Source organism: Floridaenema aerugineum BLCC-F46 (assembly GCF_041929345.1).
GTDB classification, from domain to species: domain Bacteria; phylum Cyanobacteriota; class Cyanobacteriia; order Cyanobacteriales; family Aerosakkonemataceae; genus Floridanema; species Floridanema aerugineum.
Window position 1 is genome coordinate 1 of sequence record NZ_JBHFNQ010000108.1, and the last position, 21291, is coordinate 21291.

19 protein-coding genes are annotated in these 21291 nt (G+C 38.9%); 12 read left to right on the forward strand and 7 right to left on the reverse strand.

All coding sequences use genetic code 11. The features are described from left to right. The first annotated feature begins 264 nt into the window (after window positions 1-264). From ACE1CC_RS13890 to ACE1CC_RS13920, 7 genes are all read left to right on the forward strand, one after another. A complete protein-coding gene (locus ACE1CC_RS13890) occupies window positions 265-1269 on the forward strand; it encodes a mechanosensitive ion channel family protein (protein WP_413271024.1) in 1005 nt (334 codons plus the stop codon). After that, window positions 1266-2591 (forward strand): DUF2254 domain-containing protein, encoded by a 1326-nt coding sequence (locus ACE1CC_RS13895; protein WP_413271025.1) that lies wholly within the window; start codon window positions 1266-1268, stop codon window positions 2589-2591. Before ACE1CC_RS13890 ends, ACE1CC_RS13895 begins: the two co-directional genes overlap by 4 nt. Before the next feature lie 580 nt (window positions 2592-3171). Continuing rightward, the gene (locus ACE1CC_RS13900) at window positions 3172-4584 is read left to right on the forward strand and encodes an Nramp family divalent metal transporter (RefSeq protein WP_413271026.1); all 1413 of its coding nucleotides are present in this window, start codon (window positions 3172-3174) and stop codon (window positions 4582-4584) included. A gap of 89 nt (window positions 4585-4673) precedes the next feature. Continuing rightward, window positions 4674-5702, forward strand: coding sequence for an AI-2E family transporter (locus tag ACE1CC_RS13905; RefSeq protein ID WP_413271027.1), 1029 nt, complete (start codon window positions 4674-4676; stop codon window positions 5700-5702). Window positions 5703-5743: 41 nt separating this feature from the next. After that, window positions 5744-6124: a sensory rhodopsin transducer gene (locus ACE1CC_RS13910; protein ID WP_413271028.1), complete on the forward strand. Its 381-nt coding sequence runs from the start codon at window positions 5744-5746 to the stop codon at window positions 6122-6124. Between the two features lie 12 nt (window positions 6125-6136). Continuing rightward, window positions 6137-7768, forward strand: coding sequence for an alpha-amylase family protein (locus ACE1CC_RS13915; protein ID WP_413271029.1), 1632 nt, complete (start codon window positions 6137-6139; stop codon window positions 7766-7768). 108 nt (window positions 7769-7876) lie between these two features. Beyond that, entirely contained in the window at window positions 7877-8845 is a 969-nt protein-coding gene (locus ACE1CC_RS13920; protein WP_413271030.1) for a TIGR03885 family FMN-dependent LLM class oxidoreductase, read from the forward strand. On the opposite strand, the gene ACE1CC_RS13925 is transcribed toward ACE1CC_RS13920, so the two are convergent. From ACE1CC_RS13925 to ACE1CC_RS13935, 3 genes are all read right to left on the reverse strand, one after another. Further along, entirely contained in the window at window positions 8837-8971 is a 135-nt protein-coding gene (locus ACE1CC_RS13925; RefSeq protein ID WP_413271031.1) for a hypothetical protein, read from the reverse strand. The genes ACE1CC_RS13920 and ACE1CC_RS13925 overlap by 9 nt on opposite strands. 259 nt (window positions 8972-9230) lie before the next feature. Continuing rightward, window positions 9231-10151, reverse strand: a complete 921-nt coding sequence (locus ACE1CC_RS13930) for an S-layer homology domain-containing protein (RefSeq protein WP_413271032.1) — start codon at window positions 10149-10151, stop codon at window positions 9231-9233. A gap of 78 nt (window positions 10152-10229) precedes the next feature. Next, the gene (locus ACE1CC_RS13935; RefSeq protein WP_413271033.1) at window positions 10230-11177 is read right to left on the reverse strand and encodes a DUF2382 domain-containing protein; all 948 of its coding nucleotides are present in this window, start codon (window positions 11175-11177) and stop codon (window positions 10230-10232) included. Window positions 11178-11547: 370 nt separating this feature from the next. Between ACE1CC_RS13935 and ACE1CC_RS13940 the strand changes: the two genes are divergently transcribed. Then, window positions 11548-12147: a hypothetical protein gene (locus ACE1CC_RS13940; RefSeq protein WP_413271034.1), complete on the forward strand. Its 600-nt coding sequence runs from the start codon at window positions 11548-11550 to the stop codon at window positions 12145-12147. Between the two features lie 163 nt (window positions 12148-12310). Here ACE1CC_RS13940 and ACE1CC_RS13945 read toward each other — a convergent pair whose 3' ends face one another. Next, window positions 12311-13429, reverse strand: a complete 1119-nt coding sequence (locus ACE1CC_RS13945; protein WP_459563845.1) for a trans-sulfuration enzyme family protein — start codon at window positions 13427-13429, stop codon at window positions 12311-12313. Window positions 13430-13490: 61 nt separating this feature from the next. On the opposite strand from ACE1CC_RS13945, the gene ACE1CC_RS13950 reads away from it, so the two are divergent. The 4 genes from ACE1CC_RS13950 to ACE1CC_RS13965 all read left to right on the forward strand — a co-directional run bounded on the left by ACE1CC_RS13950 (window position 13491) and on the right by ACE1CC_RS13965 (window position 17268). Next, window positions 13491-13904, forward strand: a complete 414-nt coding sequence (locus tag ACE1CC_RS13950) for a Uma2 family endonuclease (protein ID WP_413271036.1) — start codon at window positions 13491-13493, stop codon at window positions 13902-13904. 225 nt (window positions 13905-14129) lie between these two features. Next, a complete protein-coding gene (gene miaB, locus ACE1CC_RS13955) occupies window positions 14130-15503 on the forward strand; it encodes a tRNA (N6-isopentenyl adenosine(37)-C2)-methylthiotransferase MiaB (protein WP_413271037.1) in 1374 nt (457 codons plus the stop codon). A 202-nt stretch (window positions 15504-15705) separates the two neighbouring features. Then, window positions 15706-16146: a hypothetical protein gene (locus ACE1CC_RS13960; protein WP_413271038.1), complete on the forward strand. Its 441-nt coding sequence runs from the start codon at window positions 15706-15708 to the stop codon at window positions 16144-16146. Window positions 16147-16254: 108 nt separating this feature from the next. Further along, window positions 16255-17268: a D-alanine--D-alanine ligase family protein gene (locus ACE1CC_RS13965; protein ID WP_413271039.1), complete on the forward strand. Its 1014-nt coding sequence runs from the start codon at window positions 16255-16257 to the stop codon at window positions 17266-17268. A 56-nt stretch (window positions 17269-17324) separates the two neighbouring features. On the opposite strand, the gene ACE1CC_RS13970 is transcribed toward ACE1CC_RS13965, so the two are convergent. The 3 genes from ACE1CC_RS13970 to ACE1CC_RS13980 all read right to left on the reverse strand — a co-directional run bounded on the left by ACE1CC_RS13970 (window position 17325) and on the right by ACE1CC_RS13980 (window position 20996). Then, a complete protein-coding gene (locus ACE1CC_RS13970) occupies window positions 17325-18671 on the reverse strand; it encodes an ATP-grasp domain-containing protein (protein ID WP_413271040.1) in 1347 nt (448 codons plus the stop codon). A 253-nt stretch (window positions 18672-18924) separates the two neighbouring features. After that, a complete protein-coding gene (locus tag ACE1CC_RS13975; RefSeq protein WP_413271041.1) occupies window positions 18925-19764 on the reverse strand; it encodes an O-methyltransferase in 840 nt (279 codons plus the stop codon). Further along, on the reverse strand, window positions 19761-20996 hold the full coding sequence (locus ACE1CC_RS13980) for a sedoheptulose 7-phosphate cyclase (RefSeq protein WP_413271042.1): 1236 nt from the start codon (window positions 20994-20996) through the stop codon (window positions 19761-19763). The genes ACE1CC_RS13975 and ACE1CC_RS13980 overlap by 4 nt, the downstream gene beginning before the upstream one ends. Between the last annotated feature and the right edge of the window lie 295 nt (window positions 20997-21291).

The window sequence follows — 21291 nt, forward strand, 5'->3', positions numbered from 1 at the left end:
ATTTTTTATTGGTCGTGATGCTGATAGTGATGAAGGTGAGATAGCAGGAGCAAAGTCAATTGTAGCATTGCAAAAGGAAATTATGGCTTTACGTCAGGAGATTCAAACTTTAGTAAATCGAGATTAAAAGGTACGTAGTTGCGCTTTAGCGCTCTTATCTAGCGCTAAAGCGCAACAACGTACTTGGAATAACACTTCTGGTAGATTTTTAAGTTGCTGATTTTGCTTATAACAGCAGTAGTAACTGATGAGTTAGGAAGTGTAATGAATATACAACTGTCAGCAGCTTGGAAACAGTTGCAGAGCATGATTAATGATTTCTTAGCTCTATTACCGAATATAGCGATCGCCCTAATCGTCTTTTTCATCTTTTTCTTTGTTGGTAGATCAGTTAAAAGAATAGTCAGACATTTAACACGCAATCGTCGCCAAGCGCGGAATTTAGGATTAGTGCTAGGAAGGTTAGCACAGGGAGCGATAGTTTTGGTGGGGTTGTTTGTGGCTCTATCTATTGTGATTCCTTCGATAAAAGCTAATGATTTGGTGCAATTATTGGGAATCAGTGGGGTAGCAATTGGTTTTGCTTTTCGAGATATTTTACAAAACTTTCTAGCCGGAATTTTGATTTTGTTAACTGAACCTTTTCAAATTAATGACCAAATTGTATTTAAGAATTTTGAGGGAACTGTGGAAAATATCGAAACTAGAGCGACAACAATTAGAACTTATGATGGGCGACGGATAGTAATTCCAAATTCCGAACTTTTTACTAATTCAGTAACGGTTAATACTGCTTTTGAAAACCGGAGGTTACAATACGATATTGGCATTGGTTATGGTGATGATATTGAACAAGCTAGACAATTAATTCTGGAAGCAATGTATGAAATCCAAGATGTTTTAAGAGAACCTGCACCGGATGCAATTGTGGTAGATTTAGCTGAAAGTACTGTGAATATTCGTGCTCGTTGGTGGATTCAACCTCCGCGAAGATCTGATGCTTTGGAGTTGCAAGATAAAGTTTTAACTGGGATTAAAAATAAGCTGACTGCTCATGGAATCGATCTGCCATTTCCGACGCAACAAATTCTGTTTCATGACCAAACAGAGGAGACAGATGGCGATCGCACCCGTCAACGTGAAGGTTGGCCTGCTGGCAAAAATGCAGCGCCAAAACCCCGCAGCATAGGCGGTTCTTTGCGAAAATTAGTTGAATTACAAACAAAAAAAAATGGCAATAATCAATCTTCACCTAATAATAAGTCATGAAAAATGTTAAGTTAAATAAGCTGTGGGATTCACTGCATTCTAGCTACTGGTTTTTACCATCTCTGATGGTTTTAGGGGGAATTATTTTAGCGTTTTCTACGCTCACCCTTGACCGGATGGATAAGGTGAAAATGGAGGAATGGAGTTGGATTTATACTGGTGGGCCAGAGGGGGCGCGATCGCTACTTTCGGCGATCGCAGGTTCAATGGTAAGTGTAGCAGCTACGGCTTTTTCTATTACTATTGTGGCGCTACAATTAGCATCTGCTAATTTTGGCCCCCGACTGCTGCGAAATTTTATGCAAGATACGGGAAATCAAATTGTTTTAGGAACATTTATTGGCACATTTATTTACTGTCTGCTGATTCTGCGAACAGTGCGAGGAGAAGATTATAAGCTATTTGTACCGCAGCTTTCAGTAACAGTGGGACTTTTATTGGCACTCGCCAGCATTGCTGTGCTAATTTTCTTTATTCATCATGCTTCGACGATTATTCAAGCATCTTATGTAATTGAGAATGTGAGTATAGATTTTCATAGAGCGATCGAGAATTTGTATCCTGAAAAAGTTGGAGAAGGTAAAGATAAACTAGAACGAATAGTTGCCGAAATTCCCGAAAATTTTGCTGACGCAGCTTACCCAATTCGCTCTACTAAAACAGGTTATTTACAATTCATCGATCATGAACAATTGATGAAAATTGCTGGTAAATATGATTTGTTGTTACATCTCAAAAGTCAACCTGGGGAATTTATAATCAAAGGTAAAATTTTAGTAATGAGTTACCCCGATAAAAGGGTAAATAAAAAAGTTATTGACGAAATAGATAAAGTATTTATTTTCGGCAAAGAACGCACCGAACAACAAGATATTGAATTTCCGATCGCTCAATTAGTAGAAATTGCCATGCGTGCCCTTTCTCCGGGGATTAATGACCCTTTTACGGCGATTCGTTGTCTCGATCGCATTACCTCTGGACTATGCCATCTTTGCCAAAGGAAATTCCCCTCACCCTACCGTTACGATCAAGAAAAGAATTTGCGAATAATTGCCGAAACAGTAAGTTTTTCTGAATTAGTTGATAGTGCTTTTAATCAAATTAGAATATATGGTAAATCGGATTTAGCTGTGAATTTAAAGTTGTTGGACTCAATAGCTATTATTGCCAGTTATACGGACAATCCTAAATATAAATCTCATCTATATAAGCACGCAGAAATGATTTTTCGAGGTAGTCGAGAAGGTTTATCTGAAGAACAAGATTGTTTAAATGTCCAAGAGGAATATCAAAGGGTTATCCACGCGATCGAAAATTGTTAAATACTATTTAAATTGAACGAGACTATGACATAACTTGGGACTTGAATGTGAAAAGAAAACTAGAAGCAGAATACAGTAATAAACCAGTAGTAATTGCTACGCAAGTGTATCCCTCTGCTGTTTATCAATAAACCACAAAATATAACTTAGGTAAGCATGAAAGGAGAATGGTAAAAGCTCCTTTCATACTTACCCTGTTGTTTTTTGTCCTTTGAACAAATAGTTTCACAAATAGAAATATAACTCTATCTTTAGATATAAATTAAACCCTTCTTTTAGTAGAGGCTGATAGTAATAATCACAGCTATTCTGACAAGGGAGAACGAATTTGACATCTATTAATTTTCCTTGGGTGTTTTTGTGGCAGTAAGGAAAAGATGCCATTTAGCTTTTTCAAGTTCTAAACTTAATACCAAATATTACCGAGAATATCTTAGGCTACAGTTCTCTAGTGAACTGCCTAATTTGCAATGTAGTTGAAAACAAAATAAGCCATGTTTGATCAAAGACTTTCTGCGTGAATTACCAGCGCAGAGGTTCTCAAAGGTCAATCTCAGCAAGATTAGGAGATGGCACAAAAATGACAAACAAAAATCATCTTTCTGCCTCGGCGCAGACAGATAAAGAGCAAGAGGAAAACAAACAACAAATACCAAAAGCACCAACAGGATGGACACGCTTTTTATGGTTAGGGCCTAGTTTTTTATGGATGCTTTCAGCAGCTGGTTCTGGTGAGTTACTTTTTACTCCGAGAATTGCCGCATTTTACGGTTATTCTTTGTTATGGGCGTTACTAGCAGCAGTGGTTTTAAAGTGGTTTATTAACCGAGAAGTTGGGCGGTTTTCTGTTTGTACGGGGGCGACAATTTTAGAAGGTTTTAAACGACTTCCGGGGCCAAAAAATTGGGCAATTTGGTTGATTTTAGTGCCACAGTTCTTTGTAGCGATCGCCACTGTTGCCGGACTAGCAGGTGCCGCCGCTACAGCATTAATTTTGGTCACAGGAGGAACCGTCAAACTTTGGACAGTAATTATTATCTTAGTCACCGCAGCAATTGTTTTTCTGGGGCAATATAACGTAGTAGAAAAAATCTCCTCTTATATAGGTATTGCTCGGACAATTGCTGTTGTTGTTGCGGCTTCTCTTGTATTTCCCAATGTGCGAGAATTAGCTGCTGGTTTGCTTCCACAAATACCAGCCGATGTGAAATATCAAGAAATTCTCCCTTGGCTAGGTTTTATGTTAGCAGGAGCCGCCGGATTAATGTGGTATTCCTATTGGGTAGATGCCAGAGGATATGGTGCTGCTGGATTAAATCAAGAACAACCTCTCCAAGCTAATGAAATTAGTAATGAAGAGAAAAAACGCTTACGTGGTTGGATAACATTAATGACTTTATCTAACACTTTAGCGGTTGTTGGGGCGCTGTTAGCAGCTTTAGCTTTCTTGATTCTCGGCGGAGAATTACTGCGTCCTCAAGGGTTAGTTCCAAAAGAAAATCAAGTGGCGGAAACTTTAGGTAATTTATTAGGCGATCTTTGGGGGCCATTTGGTTTTTGGTTCATGATCGCGATCGTTTTTATTACCTTTTGTAGCACCACTCTTTCCGTTCAAGATGGCTTTGGCAGAATGTTTGCTGATGGCACTCAAATAATTTTACAAGGCTTTGGTGTGCGCGGTCGTTGGACAAATGAAAAGCTTTTACAAAAAACCTACATTGTGGTCTTAGTAGCAGCTTTACCGATCGCAATTTACCTAATTTTTGGTCAACCAGTTGGTTTACTTCAATTAGCAGGAGGAATTGAAGCGGCGCATATTCCAGTTGTTACCGGATTAACGCTTTATCTGAATCACCGAATGTTACCTAAAGAACTTAAACCCTCAGTATGGTCTTTGGGTGGAACGGTAATTGCTGGGCTATTTTTTGGCGTGTTTGCTGTCATTTACCTATTGCAATTAACTGGAATTATTGGTTCAGGTAGTGCAAGCTAAATCCCACAAAAAACTGTTGTTCAATTGAGAATTACTATGAAACAAATCTCTTTAGCACAATTAAGCGTTGTCGAGTAAAAGGCGGCTTTATGAGTTTAGGAAAATGGCTCGGTTTTTTCGCTTTAGTTGTATCTCTCTATATCCTCTGGGAAATTAGAGAAGTTATCCTGATCTTTTTTACATCTGTCGTTTTTGCCACTGCACTTAATCGAGTAGTAAAACGACTGCAACAGTCAGGAGCAAAAAGAGGTATTGCTCTTACATTAACTATTGGGATGGTAATCACAATTGTATTTTTATCTTTTTTCTTAATTTTCCCGCCTTTAACCAAACAATTTCAAGAACTAGTAAAACTGATACCTTTTGGCATAGATAAAATTCAAACTTGGACTAATTGGTTACAAGCAAGAGTTCCCAGCCAATTTGTTAATAATATTCCTAGCTTTAATGATTTAACTACAGAACTACAACGATTTTTTACTTGGATAATTACTAATTTATATCTGGTCTTATCAAACTCTTTAACTTTAGTTTTAAACTTTTTATTAATCGTTGTTTTAACAATAATGCTTTTAGTCAATCCACAACCTTATCGGAAAGTATTCATCTCGCTGTTTCCGGCGTTTTACCGTCAGCGAGTAGATGAGATTTTAAATGACTGTGAAAAAGGTTTAATTGGATGGTTAAAAGGAGTAGCGTTGAGTATGACTTTTATTGGGATAACTTCCACTATTGGGTTATGGTTTTTAGATGTGCCTTTGCCTTTTGTCAATGGACTTTTAGCAACTATTTTGGCTTTAATTCCTTATATTGGAGCAATTTTAAGTGTAGTTCCGCCACTGTTGCTGGCTTTATTATATTCTCCAATAAAAGCTATTTTTGTAATCATACTTTACACTTTAATTCAACAGATTGAAGGTAATTTTGTAACTCCTATAGTGATGGAAAAGGAGGTATATTTGTTACCTGCTTATACTTTGGCTATTTTGACAGCTTTTGGATTTTTATTTGGGTTTTTAGGCTTGTTTTTAGCATTACCAATTTTGATTGTGCTGCAAACTTGGATTAGAGAAGTTGTAATTAAAGATGTGTTGGATCGTTGGCAAACAGCACGCTAATTGATATTAAATTTCAGATTTTACTAGCAAGGAGTTAAACTATGAACAAACCAATTGGAAATACTTGTTGGACGATCGCAGAAGGCTACATTCCTGCTTACGGTAATGGCCCAGAACCGCAATTTACTAGTCATGAAACTGCTTGTTTGTTGAATACTGGTGAACAGGATGCTCATGTAGAAATCACCATTTATTTCAAAGAGAAAGAACCTGTAGGCCCTTATCGGGTAACAGTTTCCGCCAGACGGACATTGCATTTGCGCTTTAATGATTTAACCGATCCTAAACCAATTCCTCGTGATACCGATTACGCCAGCGTGTTTATTTCTGACGTGCCAATTGTGGTGCAACATACAAGACTAGATTCCCGGCAATCGGAGAACGCTTTACTTAGTACGATCGCATACGCCAGCAGTAATTAAAAACAGTAAATCATGCAAAATCATTGGTACAAAAACGCAATTGTTTACTCTCTCGATGTCGAAACTTTCTTAGATTCAGATGGCAATGGTGTCGGTGATTTTCCAGGACTTACTAATTGCTTAGATCATCTATCTGGATTAGGAATTACTTGTTTGTGGTTACTACCTTTTTATCCTTCTCCTAATCGAGATAATGGTTATGATGTCATGGATTATTACGGTGTCGATCCACGTTTAGGAACGCTGGGAGATTTCGTTGAATTCATGCACCAAGCCAAGGAAAGAGGGATTCGGGTAATTATCGATTTAGTAGTTAATCACACCTCAATTCAACATCCTTGGTTTCAAGCATCACGTAGCGATAAAAACTCTCGATATCGTGACTACTATGTGTGGGAAGAAAACCCACCAAAAGATACTGATCCTGCATTACTCGCCTTTCCCAATGCTGAGGATAGTATCTGGGAATATGACGAAAAAGCCGAAGCTTTCTATCTGCATCACTTCTACAAAGAACAGCCAGATTTGAATATTGGCAATCCCAAAGTCCAAGAGGAAATTCGCAAGATTATGGGATTTTGGCTTGAACTTGGTGTGTCTGGATTTCGCATTGATGCGGCTCCTTTTTTAATTAAAGGAATTGGCATTGAAGGTGCTAATCCAGAAGAACTAGAAGGTTTTTTGGCAGAAATGCACAGTTTTTTAGTATCGCGTCGAGGTGATGCTGTACTATTAGCTGAAGCAAATGTTGCATCAGAAAATATTCCTGTATATTTCGGTGAAGGTGACAGAATGCACTTACTATTCAACTTTTTGTTGAATCAGTATATGTTTTTGGCACTGGCACGAAAAGATGCAAATACTCTGCGAGATGGGTTGAAAATTCTGCCGAAAATTCCAGAGAATTGTCAATGGTTGAATTTTGTTCGTCATCATGATGAATTGACGCTCGATCGCATAAGTAAATCTGAACAACAGGAAATTTTCGCTGCCTTTGCACCGGAAGAAAATATGCAGCTTTACGGACATGGAATTCGCCGCAGATTAGCACCAATGTTGGGCGGAGATCGCTGTCAAATTGAGTTAGTTTACAGTTTACTTTTCACCCTTCCCGGTACACCTTTAGTCCGTTACGGTGAAGAAATTGGTATGGGCGATGATTTGTCTTTACCCGATCGAAATAGTGTTCGCACAGTGATGCAATGGTCAGATGAAAAGAACGGTGGTTTTTCTAAAGCTGAACCAGATAAACTGACTAGACCAACAATTAAAGGTGGAGAATATGGCTATGAAAAAGTGAGTGTTTCCTCTCAACAACGCGATCCTAATTCGTTAATAAACTGGATGGAACGAGCAATTCGAGTTCGCAAACAATGCCCGGAATTGGGTTGGGGTGAATGGGCAATTTTAGAAACTGATGAACCTGCGGTTTTTGCTCATAGTTGTGAGTGGCAAGGTAAGACAGTTATTGCTTTACATAATTTAGCTGACAAACCTTGTAGAGTGTCGTTGAAAGCGAATAATTACACTCATTTGTTCGATTTATTTGGCGATCGCCAATATGATTCCCTTGATGGAGATCTTAGCTCAATTCCATTAGAAGCTTACGGTTATCGTTGGTTTAGAGTTAACCGAATGCGTTAACAATTAGTAGGGTGCGTCAGACCATAGATTTTATCGAGAGCATTAAGGTGAGAATTTCTGACGCACCTTACAAATACAACTCTTTTTAACAATCTAAAACTGAAAATTATGGCTAACATTGGTTATCACTCATCACACGAACAATTCAAACCTAGTGAATTGTTGAAATATGTACAATTAGCAGAACAAGCTGGGTTTACTTTGGCGCTTTCCTCAGACCATTTTCATCCTTGGTCAGAAGCGCAAGGAGAAAGCGGTTTTGCTTGGTCTTGGTTAGGTGCAGCAATGCAGGCAACACCAACACTTTCCTATCGAGTTGTTTGTGCCCCTGGACAACGTTATCACCCAGCAATTATTGCCCAAGCTGCGGCAACTTTAGCCCAAATGTTTCCCAGTCGTTTTTGGTTAACTGTGGGTAGCGGACAGGCGCTTAATGAAAATATTACTGGGGAAAAATGGCCTACAAAAGGCGATCGCAACGCCCGTTTAAAAGAATGTGTTGATATTATCCGTGCTCTGTGGGCAGGAGAAACAGTTACCCATCACGGTTTAGTAAACATTGAAGATGCCAAACTTTACACTCGCCCGGAAATTTTCCCGGCAATTATTGGGGCGGCAATTACTCCTGAAACTGCTGAATGGTTGGGAAGTTGGGCAGATGGATTAATTACCACTTCTCGCCCACCAGAAAAGTTAAAAAAAGTCGTTGATGCCTTTCGTCGAGGTGGTGGAGAAGGCAAACCAATGATTTTAAAAGTACAGCTTTCTTATGATAGTAATGAGGAAAAAGCATTACAAGGTGCTTATCACCAATGGCGAAATAACATCTTTAAAAGCAAGATGTTAACCGAACTAATTACTCCCGCTCAATTTGATGCTGCTGGGGAATTTGTCCAACCAGAAGAATTATTTAATCACGTTCGGATTTCGGCAGATCCGCAGCAGCATATTGAGTGGTTACAAAAAGATATTGAATTGGGGTTCAATGAACTTATTTTGCATAACGTTAACCGGGAACAAGAGCAGTTCATTGAAGTGTTTGGTGCTAAAGTTTTGCCAGAATTAACTTCAAGTTAAATGTAAATCTCTGATAATTTTGGCAGCTTCCCCCATGCCATCCTCGGCGCGAATTGTTTCCCCAAATTGGGCTGCACGTTGACGTATTGTGCTATCTGCGATCGCCTTTTGAATCCCATTGACCATACCAGGAAATGAACATTAGTGACATTACTGGTTTAACAAATGCAGAAATTAATACCCTGAAAAACTTAGGTGCAAAAAATATTGCTAACATTGGCGGTCGTCAAAGATAATAACTCTATTTGCTAGTTAGTATGTTGTTGCACTTTAGGGCTCTTATTACCGCTGAAATTAGAGTGCTAAAGCACAACAACGTACCTTATTTGAACTCAATTATCATAACTAGCAAATCGAGTTAGTAGTATTCCACTAAACTAAATTCCTACTTTGCTGGAGTAGTAACGTTTTTCACAGGCTTAGGATAATATTTAGTAGCCTGAGTATTATTAGAAAGCGGTTGCAGTTTACCTTGATAAACTAAAGCTCGATAAATCATTGCAGCAGCAGTACTACGTTTAAGCGGTTGATTAGGGTTAAGAAGTCGAGGTTGTGGATAGTTAACCACAACGTTTGCTTGTGTAGTTGCTGCCACAGGATTAACTAAAGATTGCGGCACTTGATTAGCATCATCATAGTAAAGGTTGAGATATCTTTGTGCAGGAATTTTAGCAGCTGTTTTCGCTCCGACAACGTTATTAGGTCTGGGTTGTTGTCTCTGAGAAATTATCGGTAATAATGGCTGCATTAAAGCAGTTGTTGCTAAAGGAAATACCAAGGGATTCTTAGCAGTTATAGCTCGATTTGTGGATGAAGATGAGGTAGAGCGATCGTAATCCAGATTCAAACCTTTTGCTATTGATGCTAATGCCTGTGCCCTGCTAATTTCATTCTGAGGACGAAATCTAAATCCGTCAAAAGCTCCCATAAATCCCATTTCATAAGCTTCTTCAATGGGTTGGGTTGCCCAATAGTTCCTCGGAACATCATTAAAGGCGCTTCCTGATGGTATGTTTCTAATCTTTTCTTGATTAAAAGATTGACGAATGATAGCAGCAAATTCATCTCTGTCTATGGGCTGTTCTGGTCTAAATCTACCATCAGGATAGCCAGCAATAATGCCTCGTTCCGCTAAATTGTGAATAAATGGATAAGCCCAATAACTAGGCGGTACATCAGGAAAATTTTGTTCCGTTTGTTGCGCTGTTACTTGTTCAGGTTTGCCCAAAAAAGCCATAAAACCTGAAAAAGCTGTTAAAACAGCAAGTACGGCGCTCATTAATGGTAAATGCCAGCGATCGGACATGAGAAAATAACCTCCTCTCTTTTGTATTTGAAGATAGCAGAAGCTAACTAAAGATCAGTGATAAATGCTGAATTTTAGTTAATGTTCCTCTGAGGAATGTATTTCATTGATAACGGAACTACCTTCAGTATCTAAATCCAATTCTTCACGACGTACTGTATCTTTTACTTCAACTGTATCCCGTGCAACTTCTTTTCTGACGTTAATTTCTTCGCGCACAAAAGTTTCTTTTCTGATTTCAGGAGTTTCTTCGTAAACTTCCATACGCATTGTTTGTTCTCCTTGGAAAGCATCACGAGGAGTTTGGGAAACTCGTGTTTCTGTGGGAGTTTTACGTTCAATTATGACTCGTTCTTTTTCGACTGGAACAGAAGCTTTTACAGTTTCAGTTTCAACGTGCTTACCAATAGTTACTTCGCCAGCTTTACGACGGCTTTTACTTGTAACTAATCGTTCTTCGTAAAGTTTAAGTTCTTGGTGATCCGGCTCGTTCATTTGATACATTGCAGGCTCTTTTTCGTAAGTGTAGGCTTGGCGATCGTAAGTAGTATCAGGAGCTTTGTTAACAATCGGTTGCGGTTGAGAAACAGGAGCCGCTGCACCTACAATTCCACTTGATTCTACAGGTAATGACGCTTCTACAGGTGGAGTAGCTTCTACAGTGGGAGTGCGATAAATATTTCTTACTTGTTCTTCGTAATCATAATCAACTGACATTCCATCTTCGTATCTCGGCAATCTTTCGGCTTGTTCTTTACTCCGCAAACCTGTAGCATAAACACGATTGGAACGAAAATCAATCCGACAAAGACCAACAGGAACTAAAACTTTTTTCCCAAAAATCCAGAAACCTGTATCAACTACAAAATAACGGAAACGTCCTGTTTCATCGACTAATCCGTTATCTATTGTGCCGATTTTTTCATCGCTGTTTCCGGCGTAGACATCTAAACCCTTGAATTCTTTACCATCAAAGGCTTCGGTGCGATAGTTGGGGTTAAAATCTTCAACTTTGTAGAGTAACATTTACTTTTCTATCCTATCGACATCAAGTTATGTCACTACTCTAGAGAGGTTTCAATGTTGGGACTTCTTTCTTATGAAGGAAAAGGTAGCGATCGCCAAAATAATTTTTTCTCAACATCTCTATCTTTTGATAGATGAATTCACTTAATTATTCAGATATCTGATTTAACTAAAATATGTAATTATTAATCAAATTTCATCTTAAAAATATAGATTAACACATCGTTTGAGGTCGTTAAGCTGTTAAAATAAGATAAATTAATTAATAAATTTATTCTAACCAAGGATAGATAGGATATTTAATTATTATTACTTAAAATCTATTTGAGAACAAGAGAAAATGTAGTTAAGATAACGGATTGAATTTTTTATGACCTATTATTCAGAGCGGCCAGGTAATCAAGTTGTTGAACCTGCAATTATCAATCCTGTAGTTGATTATCACGATCGCGTTAGATGGGGCCCAATCTTAGGAGGAATAGCGATCGCTATTAGCACTCAACTAATTTTAAGTGCTTTAGGAGCAGCTATTGGGTTAAGTCTTGGCGCAGGCGGTGCAAATGCGGGTGATGTTGGTTGGGGTGTCGGAATTTGGTCAATTATTAGTTTACTAATTGCCTTATTCTTAGGCGGTTGGATTATGGCTATGACCTGTGGCCCAATGAACAAGAAAACGGCTCTTTTAAACGCAGCAATTCTGTGGGCAACTACGTTAGCATTGAGTTCTTGGTTATTAGTTAGCGGTATATCTGGAACATTTGGTGTCATAGCTTCTAATGCAGGAGAAATTGCTAATCAAGTACAACAACCAGGTACACAATTGCCTAATATAGATCCTAATCAAGCGCGAAATATTGCTGCTAATACTGCTAGGGCAGCTTGGTCATTTTTATTTGGCTCTTTACTAGGATTGATAGCTGCGATGATTGGTGCTTCTGTTGGTGCGCGTAAACCTCGCGTTTATGCCTAATCAAATGAATTGATGAATTACCAAAGAATAAACAACTTCCAACTCTGGCTGTTTCTTGACTGTCGGAGCATTTTATTAATCAAAAATCAATTAATAAATAATTACTTTTTATGTGGGGATGGGAGGGCGATCGACACTCGTCGCCCCTCCACCCACAAAAAAATTATTCCAACGCTTGAGCAAGATCGTTAATCAAATCATCGGGATGTTCTAAACCAATAGATAAGCGCAATAAATTTTCTGGTGTTTTTGTGCCTTTTCCTTCTATTGAAGCTCGGTGTTCAATTAAACTTTCCACGCCACCCAAACTAGTCGCCCTAGTAAAAATTTTCACCCCAGCAGCGACAGCAAAAGCTTTTTCTTTTGGGCCTTTCACTTGACAGGAAATCATCCCGCCAAACAGTTGCATTTGTTTTAAAGCTATTTCATGTCCTGAATGATGTTTTAACCCCGGATAATAAACTTGTTCTACTTGGGGATGATTAGTTAAAAATTCCGCCACTTTGAAAGCATTTTCGGAATGGGCACGCATTCGATAAGGTAAAGTTTGAATTCCCCGCATAATTAACCAACAATCAAAAGGAGCAGCTACGGCACCACCAACTTTTTGAATTTTCCTAATCTTTTGAAAAAACTCATTTTCAGCTTTACTAATAACCACTCCTCCCAAAACATCACTGTGTCCACCGAGATATTTAGTAGTAGCATGAACCACCAAATCTGCACCTAAATTTAAAGGATTTTGCCCCACAGGAGAAGCCCAAGTATTATCACAAACACATAAGGCATTTGTCTGATGAGCAATTTCAGAAATTTGGGCAATATCGGTAATTTTTAGTAAAGGATTTGAAGGAGTTTCTATCCAAATTAACTTAGTGTTTGGTTGCATCGCTTCAGCAACTAAATCAGGATTAGTCAAATCAGTGAAAGTTACTGCTAATCCCCAAGGTGCTAAGATATCTTTTAACAGTAAAGATGTACCCGAATAAATATCATTAGGTGCGATTACATGATCGCCCGGAGAAAGGGCTTGAAATACACTCATTGTTGCCGCAGAACCTGAAGCGAAAGCGGCTGCAACTGCTCCATTTTCTAACTGAGAAACACATTTTTCTAAAGCTTCTCGATTGGGATTATTGCTGCGAATATAATCATAACCTTGGGGATAACTGCCATCTGACGATCGCTCAAAGGTTGTAGAAAGATAAATTGGTGTGACTACTGCGCCTGTAGCTGGGTCTGTCTGATGTCCGGCGTGAATAGCTAAGGTTTCAATGTGCATGGTGATTTGTGCTGAATAGTTCAAAATAGTTAAGATAGGAAAAGTAACAGGTTAATCCTAGTTGCCTGAGAAAACTTTACATCTTTATGAACAGTTTGGAGGTCATTCAGATATTTCTTACTATGTTGGAGAAGGGATTCAACTTGTTCCCAGAGGTACTAATATTATTAATTTGGACAACTATCCACCGCCAGATTTAGCTATTGAATTGGGAAAAAGTACGATCGCAGATGACTTAGGACGCAAACGCATTTTATACGAAGATCTAGCAATTCCTGAATACTGGGTAGTTGATGTTCAACAAGCAGAAGTTACTGCTTTTCCTATTGCTAATCATGGTAGTCGTCGCATTACAGAATCTCAAGTTTTGGCAGGTTTTCCTATTTCTTTATTAGCCGAAGCTTTACAGCGAAATCTGCAAGGAGATCAATCTCAAGTAGTCAATTGGTTGTTGACAGAACTACAAAACTCTTAGAGGATGTTGAAAAATATTTGGGCGGTTAAAAGGCGGTTAAAGGGCGGTTAAAACCGCTACTACACAAAACTTAGTCCGCCTACGCGGACTCTAAAACCTGCGAAGGCAGGTTTTGTCTCTATAGCTGGGACTTGAGTCCCAAAAGCGATTCACCAAAACAAAGCACAAAAATCTATAATTTATAAGGATTTGTCATTTATATTTAACTTTTTGCCTAACTGAACCATGACCACTTCTCCCCGTCGCTATCACATTACCACCTTCGGCTGTCAAATGAATAAAGCCGACTCGGAACGCATGGCTGGTATTCTCGAAGATATGGGTTTTGAGTGGTCGGAAGATCCTAATGATGCTAGTCTGATTCTCTACAATACCTGTACAATTCGGGATAATGCCGAACACAAAGTTTATTCTTATCTGGGAAGACAGGCGAAACGCAAACAAGAACAACCAGATTTAACATTAATTGTTGCAGGTTGTGTGGCGCAACAAGAAGGTGAAGCTTTACTGCGGCGCGTGCCTGAATTAGACTTAGTAATGGGTCCCCAACACGCTAACCGTTTAGAAGATTTATTGGAACAGGTTTTTAATGGCAATCAAGTAGTTGCTACCGAAGCTGTTCATATTATGGAAGATATCACTAAGCCACGTCGAGATAGTGCTGTTACTGCTTGGGTAAATGTGATTTATGGTTGCAATGAACGTTGTACTTATTGTGTTGTTCCTAATGTTCGAGGTGTGGAACAATCTCGCACTCCTGAAGCGATTCTTCGGGAAATTGAAGAGTTAGCAAGTCAGGGTTATAAAGAGATAACTTTACTCGGTCAAAATATTGATGCTTACGGTAGAGATTTACCTGGAGTAACGCCAGAGGGAAGACATAAACACACCCTCACAGATTTGCTGTATTTTATTCATGATGTCCCTGGTATTGAACGCATCCGTTTTGCCACTTCTCACCCTCGTTATTTTACCGAAAGATTGATTAAAGCTTGTGCGGAATTGCCGAAAGTTTGCGAACATTTCCACATTCCTTTTCAATCGGGAGATAACGAAATTCTGAAGGCAATGGCTAGGGGTTACACTCACGAAAAATACCGCCGAATTATTGATACAATTCGGAATTATATGCCAGATGCGGCGATTAGTGCAGATGCAATTGTCGGTTTTCCTGGGGAAACGGAAGCGCAGTTTGAAAATACTTTGAAGTTGGTTGAAGAAATTGGTTTTGATTTATTAAATACTGCTGCTTATTCTCCGCGTCCTGGTACGCCTGCGGCTGTTTGGGAGAATCAACTTTCGGAAGAGGTGAAAGCGGATAGATTACAACGTTTAAATCATTTGGTTTCTATTAAAGCATCTGAGCGATCGCAACGCTACCAAAACCGCATCGAAGAAGTATTAGTCGAAGACCAAAACCCCAAAGATTTAACTCAAGTCATGGGAAGAACTCGCGGAAATCGCTTAACCTTTTTCCCCGGTAACATCACAGAATTAAAAGGTCAAGTAGTCAAGGTAAAAATTACCGAAGTTCGCGCCTTTAGTTTAACCGGAGAAAGCATTGTTCAATCCTCTCCCGTTGAATGTTTAACCGTCTGATAATTACCTGATTAGTGTTGTAGTGTTGTAGAGACGTTGTATACAACGTCTCTACAGTTTTATCTTCGTTGATCTGCGCTTTTAAATTCCCAAATGTAAAATTTTTAGTATAAAAAATAAAAATTCCTCCCAGTAAGCATACTATTAAAATGAAAACCCAAAATTTAAATATTACGCATAATTGGGTAAAGAAAAGGTAAAGATGAAAATAAGATTTTTAGGCGCTTTGGTACTACTTAGCAGCATCACCGTAACAATTCCTAACGCTGTTTTTTCTCAACCTAAAACAGGTGCAAATACTTTTTCCTCTGGTTTTTGGCAACCCCAAGCACAGGTTAACCCTAAAGAACCGATTAAAATTACAGTTTTGAATCAATCTGGTGTTCGGGTTAATTATGCTTTTGGTCGTAATGCAGCGGGAATTTTGCTTCCAAATGGGACAACTAATTTTACGGCAGGAAGCATTAGTCAAGTTTCTGATATCGTTAATGTTAATATTTATTCACCAGAAGAGTTGGCATTTGACTACAGTACTGATCCTCGACAAAATCAACTGTTTGTTCGCGTTCGTTTAGCAGGTAATCCCGCAGACGAAGATAGATCAGTTTATATTGATGAAACTGGGAGAGTGTACTCTTTTTAAGGTTCGTTGTGACGACTTCAGTTGTTCACTCTTAACAGTGGGATGGTGCGTTACGTTATCACTAACGCACCCTACAATAAGTAATGTTATTAGATAGAAAGATTAATTATGCGATCGCTACATATTCTTCATTTAGTTGGGTCTGCTGAAAGTGATTTTTACTGTGATTTGTCACGCCTTTATGCTCAAGATTGTCTCACAGCAACAGCAGATCCATGCTATGACTTTCTAATTGCATATATTACACCCGATCGCAATTGGCGATTTCCTGCTTCTTTGAGTTTAGAAGATATTGCTGTCGCTAAACAGATGACTTTGTTTGAGGCGATCGAATTTATTTCAGCGCAAAACATTGACGTTGTTTTACCACAAATGTTTTGTCTTCCGGGAATGACTTATTACCGAGGTTTATTCGACTTACTGAAAATTCCTTATATCGGTAATACTTCTGATGTTATGGCGATCGCAGCACATAAAGCAAGAGCAAAAGCAATTGTCGCCGCAGCAGGGGTAAAAGTACCTCGCGGAGAAGTTCTCCGCAAAGGAGATGTTCCCACAATTCTACCTCCAGCAGTCGTGAAACCTGCAAGTTCCGACAACTCTTTAGGGGTAGTTTTAGTTAAAGATGTTAGTGAATATGATGCTGCTTTGCAAAAAGCATTTGAATATGATTCGGAGGTAATAGTAGAAGAATTTATCGAACTAGGTCGAGAAGTCAGATGTGGCATTATTGTTAAAGATGGGGAATTAGTAGGTTTACCTCTTGAAGAGTATTTGGTAGATCCCCAGAAAAAACCGATTCGCAATTATGCTGATAAAATCCAAAAAAATGACGATGGTAACTTGTTTTTAACTGCTAAAGATAATATCACTGCTTGGATTGTAGACCCTAAAGATCCTCTCACCGAAAAGGTTCAAGAAGTAGCTAAAAAGTGTCATCAAGCTTTAGGTTGTCGTCATTACAGTTTATTTGATTTTCGCATCGATCCAAATGGAGAACCTTGGTTTTTAGAAGCTGGTTTGTATTGTTCTTTTGCTACTAAAAGTGTGATTCCCTGTATGGCGAAAGTAGCAGGAATTTCTCTAAAGGAGTTATTAAAGACTGCGATAAATGAAATATAAAGTACGTTGTTGCGCTTTAGCGCTAGATTTTAGCGCTGAAGCGCAACAACGTACCTTTAGTCTCCGCCGATTTCTACGAGTTTACCAATGTTGAAATCTATCCTCACCCATCCCTTAAGTTTTTGCAGGTTTTTTAGCAACAATAAGGTGATTTGCCAGTGAGGTACCATTAAAAATGGTAGGGGATCGTTAAGTTGAAAGATGGCATCTTTACCACGTAAGATAATGTTTAATCTGGTTTGTAATTGTTCGATCGATCGCACTCCAGTCAACCGCCAAATTTCATGGTACAACCAATAAGTTGGTTTACTATTCGCTAAAGGTTGCAAAGGATAATCTGGATCTGATTCATCATTTAAATAAGCATCTGCCAATTTGGGATGATTGTAAAACATGGTGATTGCTGAGTGAGTTCGGGGATTACATTCGATCGCATAAACCGTTCCATCTTCCGCTTCAATAAAGTCAAAGGAAATTTGTCCGGTTAATTTGAATTCCCGGAAAAAATGACTCACCCACTCAAAAATTTTCTGGTTATCCACATTTTCATAATTGACTTGAAAAGCGGAAGATTCACAGCAACAATGTACTCTTAACTCGCCATTTCTTACAGTGCTATGTGTACAATACTCTTTCCCTGGAATGAACTCTTGCATAATCCAAGGGTTATCTTTACTAATCGGTAAACTGCGAACATGATCCGCCATTTTTTCCCTAGATTCCATTGGGAATTTAGTCATGTCTAAGCGATGCACCGAATCATAAGCAATACTTTTTAAAATGTACTTTCGTTTTTCTTGGGAAAAGTCGAAATTCAGCACTTCTTCGGGGTTTGTAATTAAAAATGTTTTGGGAACAGGTAAACCGAACGATCGCGCTTTTTCAGCAAAAGTAAACTTATCATCCAGCATTTTTGTCACTTCAGCATCGCAGTGAAAAACTTCACAACAACCTGATAAAATAGGTTTAGCTAAAGAGTCATAATAACTTTGGATCGGACTACAAACGGGAACATAAACATCGATGTTTTCTTGTTTAGCTATTGCCAATAAAGCTTGTGTATAATCTTCGGGATCTTGCGACGGTGCGGGAATAGTATAAAAGCGATCGACCGCATTAGAAAAACGATGACCAACTAACCAATATTTATGACTTTCAACTAATACCACCCGATGTCCAGATGCGTGAAACGATCGCGCCAGTTGCAGCGCCTTTGTCATCTTTCCACCAGTCAGCATAATATTTTTTGGTTTCGGGTTTTTCACTCTTGGTTTTTGCCAAGGTTGACTAATCAAATTCCCCAATAATGCTGTTAATACAATCGTTAAATTAAAGGGAAATGCGATCGCTAAAAGCGCCAAAGTCCCTAAATTTTGCAACCCGCCAAAAATTCGCTCTTTCATATCAGATCAACTTCGATTATATCGAGATTGTTTGTATTTCCTAGCACTACATCACATCTTGCATCAGCCCAAAATCCGCCTGGGACTCAAGTCCCAGGCTCATAGCGAAAGTCCTCTAAAGAGGACTAAAATAATTGAGATTAAAAGCTTTCAGTCCACTTCAGTGGAGTTCAGCTATTAGCCTGCGAATTGATTCGCAGGTGGGCTAAAATGACAGGTGCAAAACCTTAGCAGAAGGAGATGATATCACTACTCATCTGTTTATTCGCCGAATCACAGTTAACCCATCTCGCAAAGGTAACAAAACTTGTTCAACTCTGGGATCTTGGGCAACAATGTGGTTAAATTGGGCGATCGCCTCTCCATTAACACTACGTTTTTCCGCAGGTAAATAAGGTTCCCCTTGAAGCAAAGTGTTATCCACACAAATAAACCCATTTTCTGCCAACAAACCCTTGTCTAGCAGCATCTTGAAATAATCCACATATTCCTTTTTATCGGCATCAATAAACACCAAATCAAAGGACTCTCCCGCTGCTGCTAATTTGTCCAAAGTTTGTAAAGCTGGCGCAACTTCTACAGAAATTTTACTGCCGTGAGGTGATTCTTGAAAGCAATTTTTGGCGAAATTAGCTACATATTCATCCACTTCACAAGCAACAACTCGCCCATTTTCCGGTAATGCTTCCGCCATTGCTAACGCTGAATATCCGGTAAACATTCCAATTTCTAAAATGTTTTTTGCGCCAGTCATGTAGACAAACATTTTTAAAGTTTGCCCTTCAATATGTCCCGAAAGCATTTCCTGTTCTAACTGTCGCACAGTGGCGCGATCGCTAAAGCGTTTACTCCAAGGTTCTTCGCTAGTCTTTTTCGCCAACGCCGCTAAAGCAGGAGATTCTTGGGTTGTCATTTCTTCCAAATAGGGATCGATACCAGCGGCTAGTTGATAAACTTCTTGCAGTGCGTTGTTAATTTCAGCGGAAACTGTCGCTGTTTCAGCCATTTTGACAACTTTTTCCAGCTTTTCTACCAAAATGCCTAAAGGTGTGACGGGTCTTGCTCGATCGCCTTTAACTACACTATCACTCATCCCCGACTCCCAACTAATTCCGGTTCTTCGCTTTGCACATAAGCGTCAACGCCTGCACCTGCGTGAGGATAAGTAGCACAAATTCGCTTGTGATCTGCTACTGCTGCTTCTAATTCTTCGCGAGTCAAATCATTGACAAAGAAGCAAGTACCGATCGGTTTTGGCATAGCGGCGCGTAGTTGACCATCCCTAGTTAAGATAATAGATTCAGTTGCACGCCATAACAAATCGATTTCTAACAAAGGATGATCCAATGCTAAACCTAAACGACTCATTAATTGGAGAATGCGATCGCGTTCCTCAGTCGTAATATAACCCCGATTTGCTGCAATTGTAGCCGATAAAGCCATATCAATATTAACAGCATGACCGTGATACAAAGGTATGCGAGGCGTTAATTCTAAAGTCGGACTCCAAGTATGTCCGTAAGCAATTACTCGGTCTAAATCTAACTCATGCAAGTTAGAAACTTCCAACTCTAGCATTCGTTTAATTGCCAGATGATTAATTTTTTGACCAATCTCTTGCAGTTCGGAATGATCGCCAAGATAGCCGAAATGACTATGCAGCAATTTTTCGCCGTACTTCTCCAACAATTCAAAAACTTGCCCTTCCGAAACAACGGCAATTTTTACTAATTCTGCCATACCGTTGCGAACTTGCGCCGTTGGCAAAGTCTCCAAAAAGGAGAAATCCAAAATCACTTTTTGGGAAGCATGATAAGCACCCAAACGGTTTTTTAGTTTATTATGATTGACTGCGACTTTGATCGCCACACTCGCATCAATTAACCCAATCAAAGTTGTGGGAATGCGAATATAATTACTGCTGCGCCGATAAACCGCACAAGCTAAACCTGTAACATCAGTAATTAAACCACCGCCAATTACCAAAACTGGTTCTTTACGCAATAAGCCAAATTCGGCAAAAGCATCGATAATTTTCTCCAGCGTTCTAAGATTTTTCTCTAGTTCTGGGATGGAGATAGAAAATACAGTTAAATCGATGTTGTGGTGTTGGAAATAGGATTGAATTTTTTGTCCGTGCGATCGATTTACATTGGCATCTACTACTGCTAAGCAGCGTCCAAATTTTTGGTAAGTGTCTGCAATCTCAGAGTTTTGTGGATTAAAAACTCCATTTACATAAATGAGACTGTACTCAATCTTTTCGTAACCAGCTACATGAAAAGCAGTCTCGGTTACTTCGAGTTTGGTTTCGACTATACTCATGACGGCTATTTTTCTCAAAAACTTTTTGCGATGCCAATTAACACAGCAGTTTGCTGCTGTTCACTTTCAAACTTAGATTACTTTTACGTTATAACATTAATTTTTGTAAATTTTGTATTTAATGACTGTGACGATCGTCACTGAATGTTTGTCTAAATAGCAGGTAAAATAGTGAATTTATCTTTATTTAAGCAATATTGCTTATTGACGGAAAAAGTTTTTTGTATTAAAGAAGATCGATGTTTGACGGAATGTAGTCTTAAGCAAATGTCTAATTTTTCTAGTAATTTGATCG

What these genes read in the sequence shown, in the direction of transcription:
- ACE1CC_RS13960 (WP_413271038.1), top strand. Translation starts at nt 15,706, where the DNA reads ATGAAAATAAGATTTTTAGGCGCTTTGGTACTACTTAGCAGCATCACC.
- ACE1CC_RS13920 (WP_413271030.1), top strand. Translation starts at nt 7,877, where the DNA reads ATGGCTAACATTGGTTATCACTCATCACACGAACAATTCAAACCTAGT.
- ACE1CC_RS13945 (WP_459563845.1), bottom strand. Translation starts at nt 13,429, where the DNA reads ATGCACATTGAAACCTTAGCTATTCACGCCGGACATCAGACAGACCCA.
- ACE1CC_RS13975 (WP_413271041.1), bottom strand. Translation starts at nt 19,764, where the DNA reads ATGAGTGATAGTGTAGTTAAAGGCGATCGAGCAAGACCCGTCACACCT.
- ACE1CC_RS13940 (WP_413271034.1), top strand. Translation starts at nt 11,548, where the DNA reads ATGACCTATTATTCAGAGCGGCCAGGTAATCAAGTTGTTGAACCTGCA.
- ACE1CC_RS13910 (WP_413271028.1), top strand. Translation starts at nt 5,744, where the DNA reads ATGAACAAACCAATTGGAAATACTTGTTGGACGATCGCAGAAGGCTAC.
- ACE1CC_RS13930 (WP_413271032.1), bottom strand. Translation starts at nt 10,151, where the DNA reads ATGTCCGATCGCTGGCATTTACCATTAATGAGCGCCGTACTTGCTGTT.
- ACE1CC_RS13970 (WP_413271040.1), bottom strand. Translation starts at nt 18,671, where the DNA reads ATGAAAGAGCGAATTTTTGGCGGGTTGCAAAATTTAGGGACTTTGGCG.
- ACE1CC_RS13925 (WP_413271031.1), bottom strand. Translation starts at nt 8,971, where the DNA reads ATGGTCAATGGGATTCAAAAGGCGATCGCAGATAGCACAATACGTCAA.
- ACE1CC_RS13905 (WP_413271027.1), top strand. Translation starts at nt 4,674, where the DNA reads ATGAGTTTAGGAAAATGGCTCGGTTTTTTCGCTTTAGTTGTATCTCTC.
- ACE1CC_RS13935 (WP_413271033.1), bottom strand. Translation starts at nt 11,177, where the DNA reads ATGTTACTCTACAAAGTTGAAGATTTTAACCCCAACTATCGCACCGAA.
- ACE1CC_RS13900 (WP_413271026.1), top strand. Translation starts at nt 3,172, where the DNA reads ATGACAAACAAAAATCATCTTTCTGCCTCGGCGCAGACAGATAAAGAG.
- ACE1CC_RS13965 (WP_413271039.1), top strand. Translation starts at nt 16,255, where the DNA reads ATGCGATCGCTACATATTCTTCATTTAGTTGGGTCTGCTGAAAGTGAT.
- ACE1CC_RS13890 (WP_413271024.1), top strand. Translation starts at nt 265, where the DNA reads ATGAATATACAACTGTCAGCAGCTTGGAAACAGTTGCAGAGCATGATT.
- ACE1CC_RS13895 (WP_413271025.1), top strand. Translation starts at nt 1,266, where the DNA reads ATGAAAAATGTTAAGTTAAATAAGCTGTGGGATTCACTGCATTCTAGC.
- ACE1CC_RS13915 (WP_413271029.1), top strand. Translation starts at nt 6,137, where the DNA reads ATGCAAAATCATTGGTACAAAAACGCAATTGTTTACTCTCTCGATGTC.
- ACE1CC_RS13980 (WP_413271042.1), bottom strand. Translation starts at nt 20,996, where the DNA reads ATGAGTATAGTCGAAACCAAACTCGAAGTAACCGAGACTGCTTTTCAT.
- miaB (WP_413271037.1), top strand. Translation starts at nt 14,130, where the DNA reads ATGACCACTTCTCCCCGTCGCTATCACATTACCACCTTCGGCTGTCAA.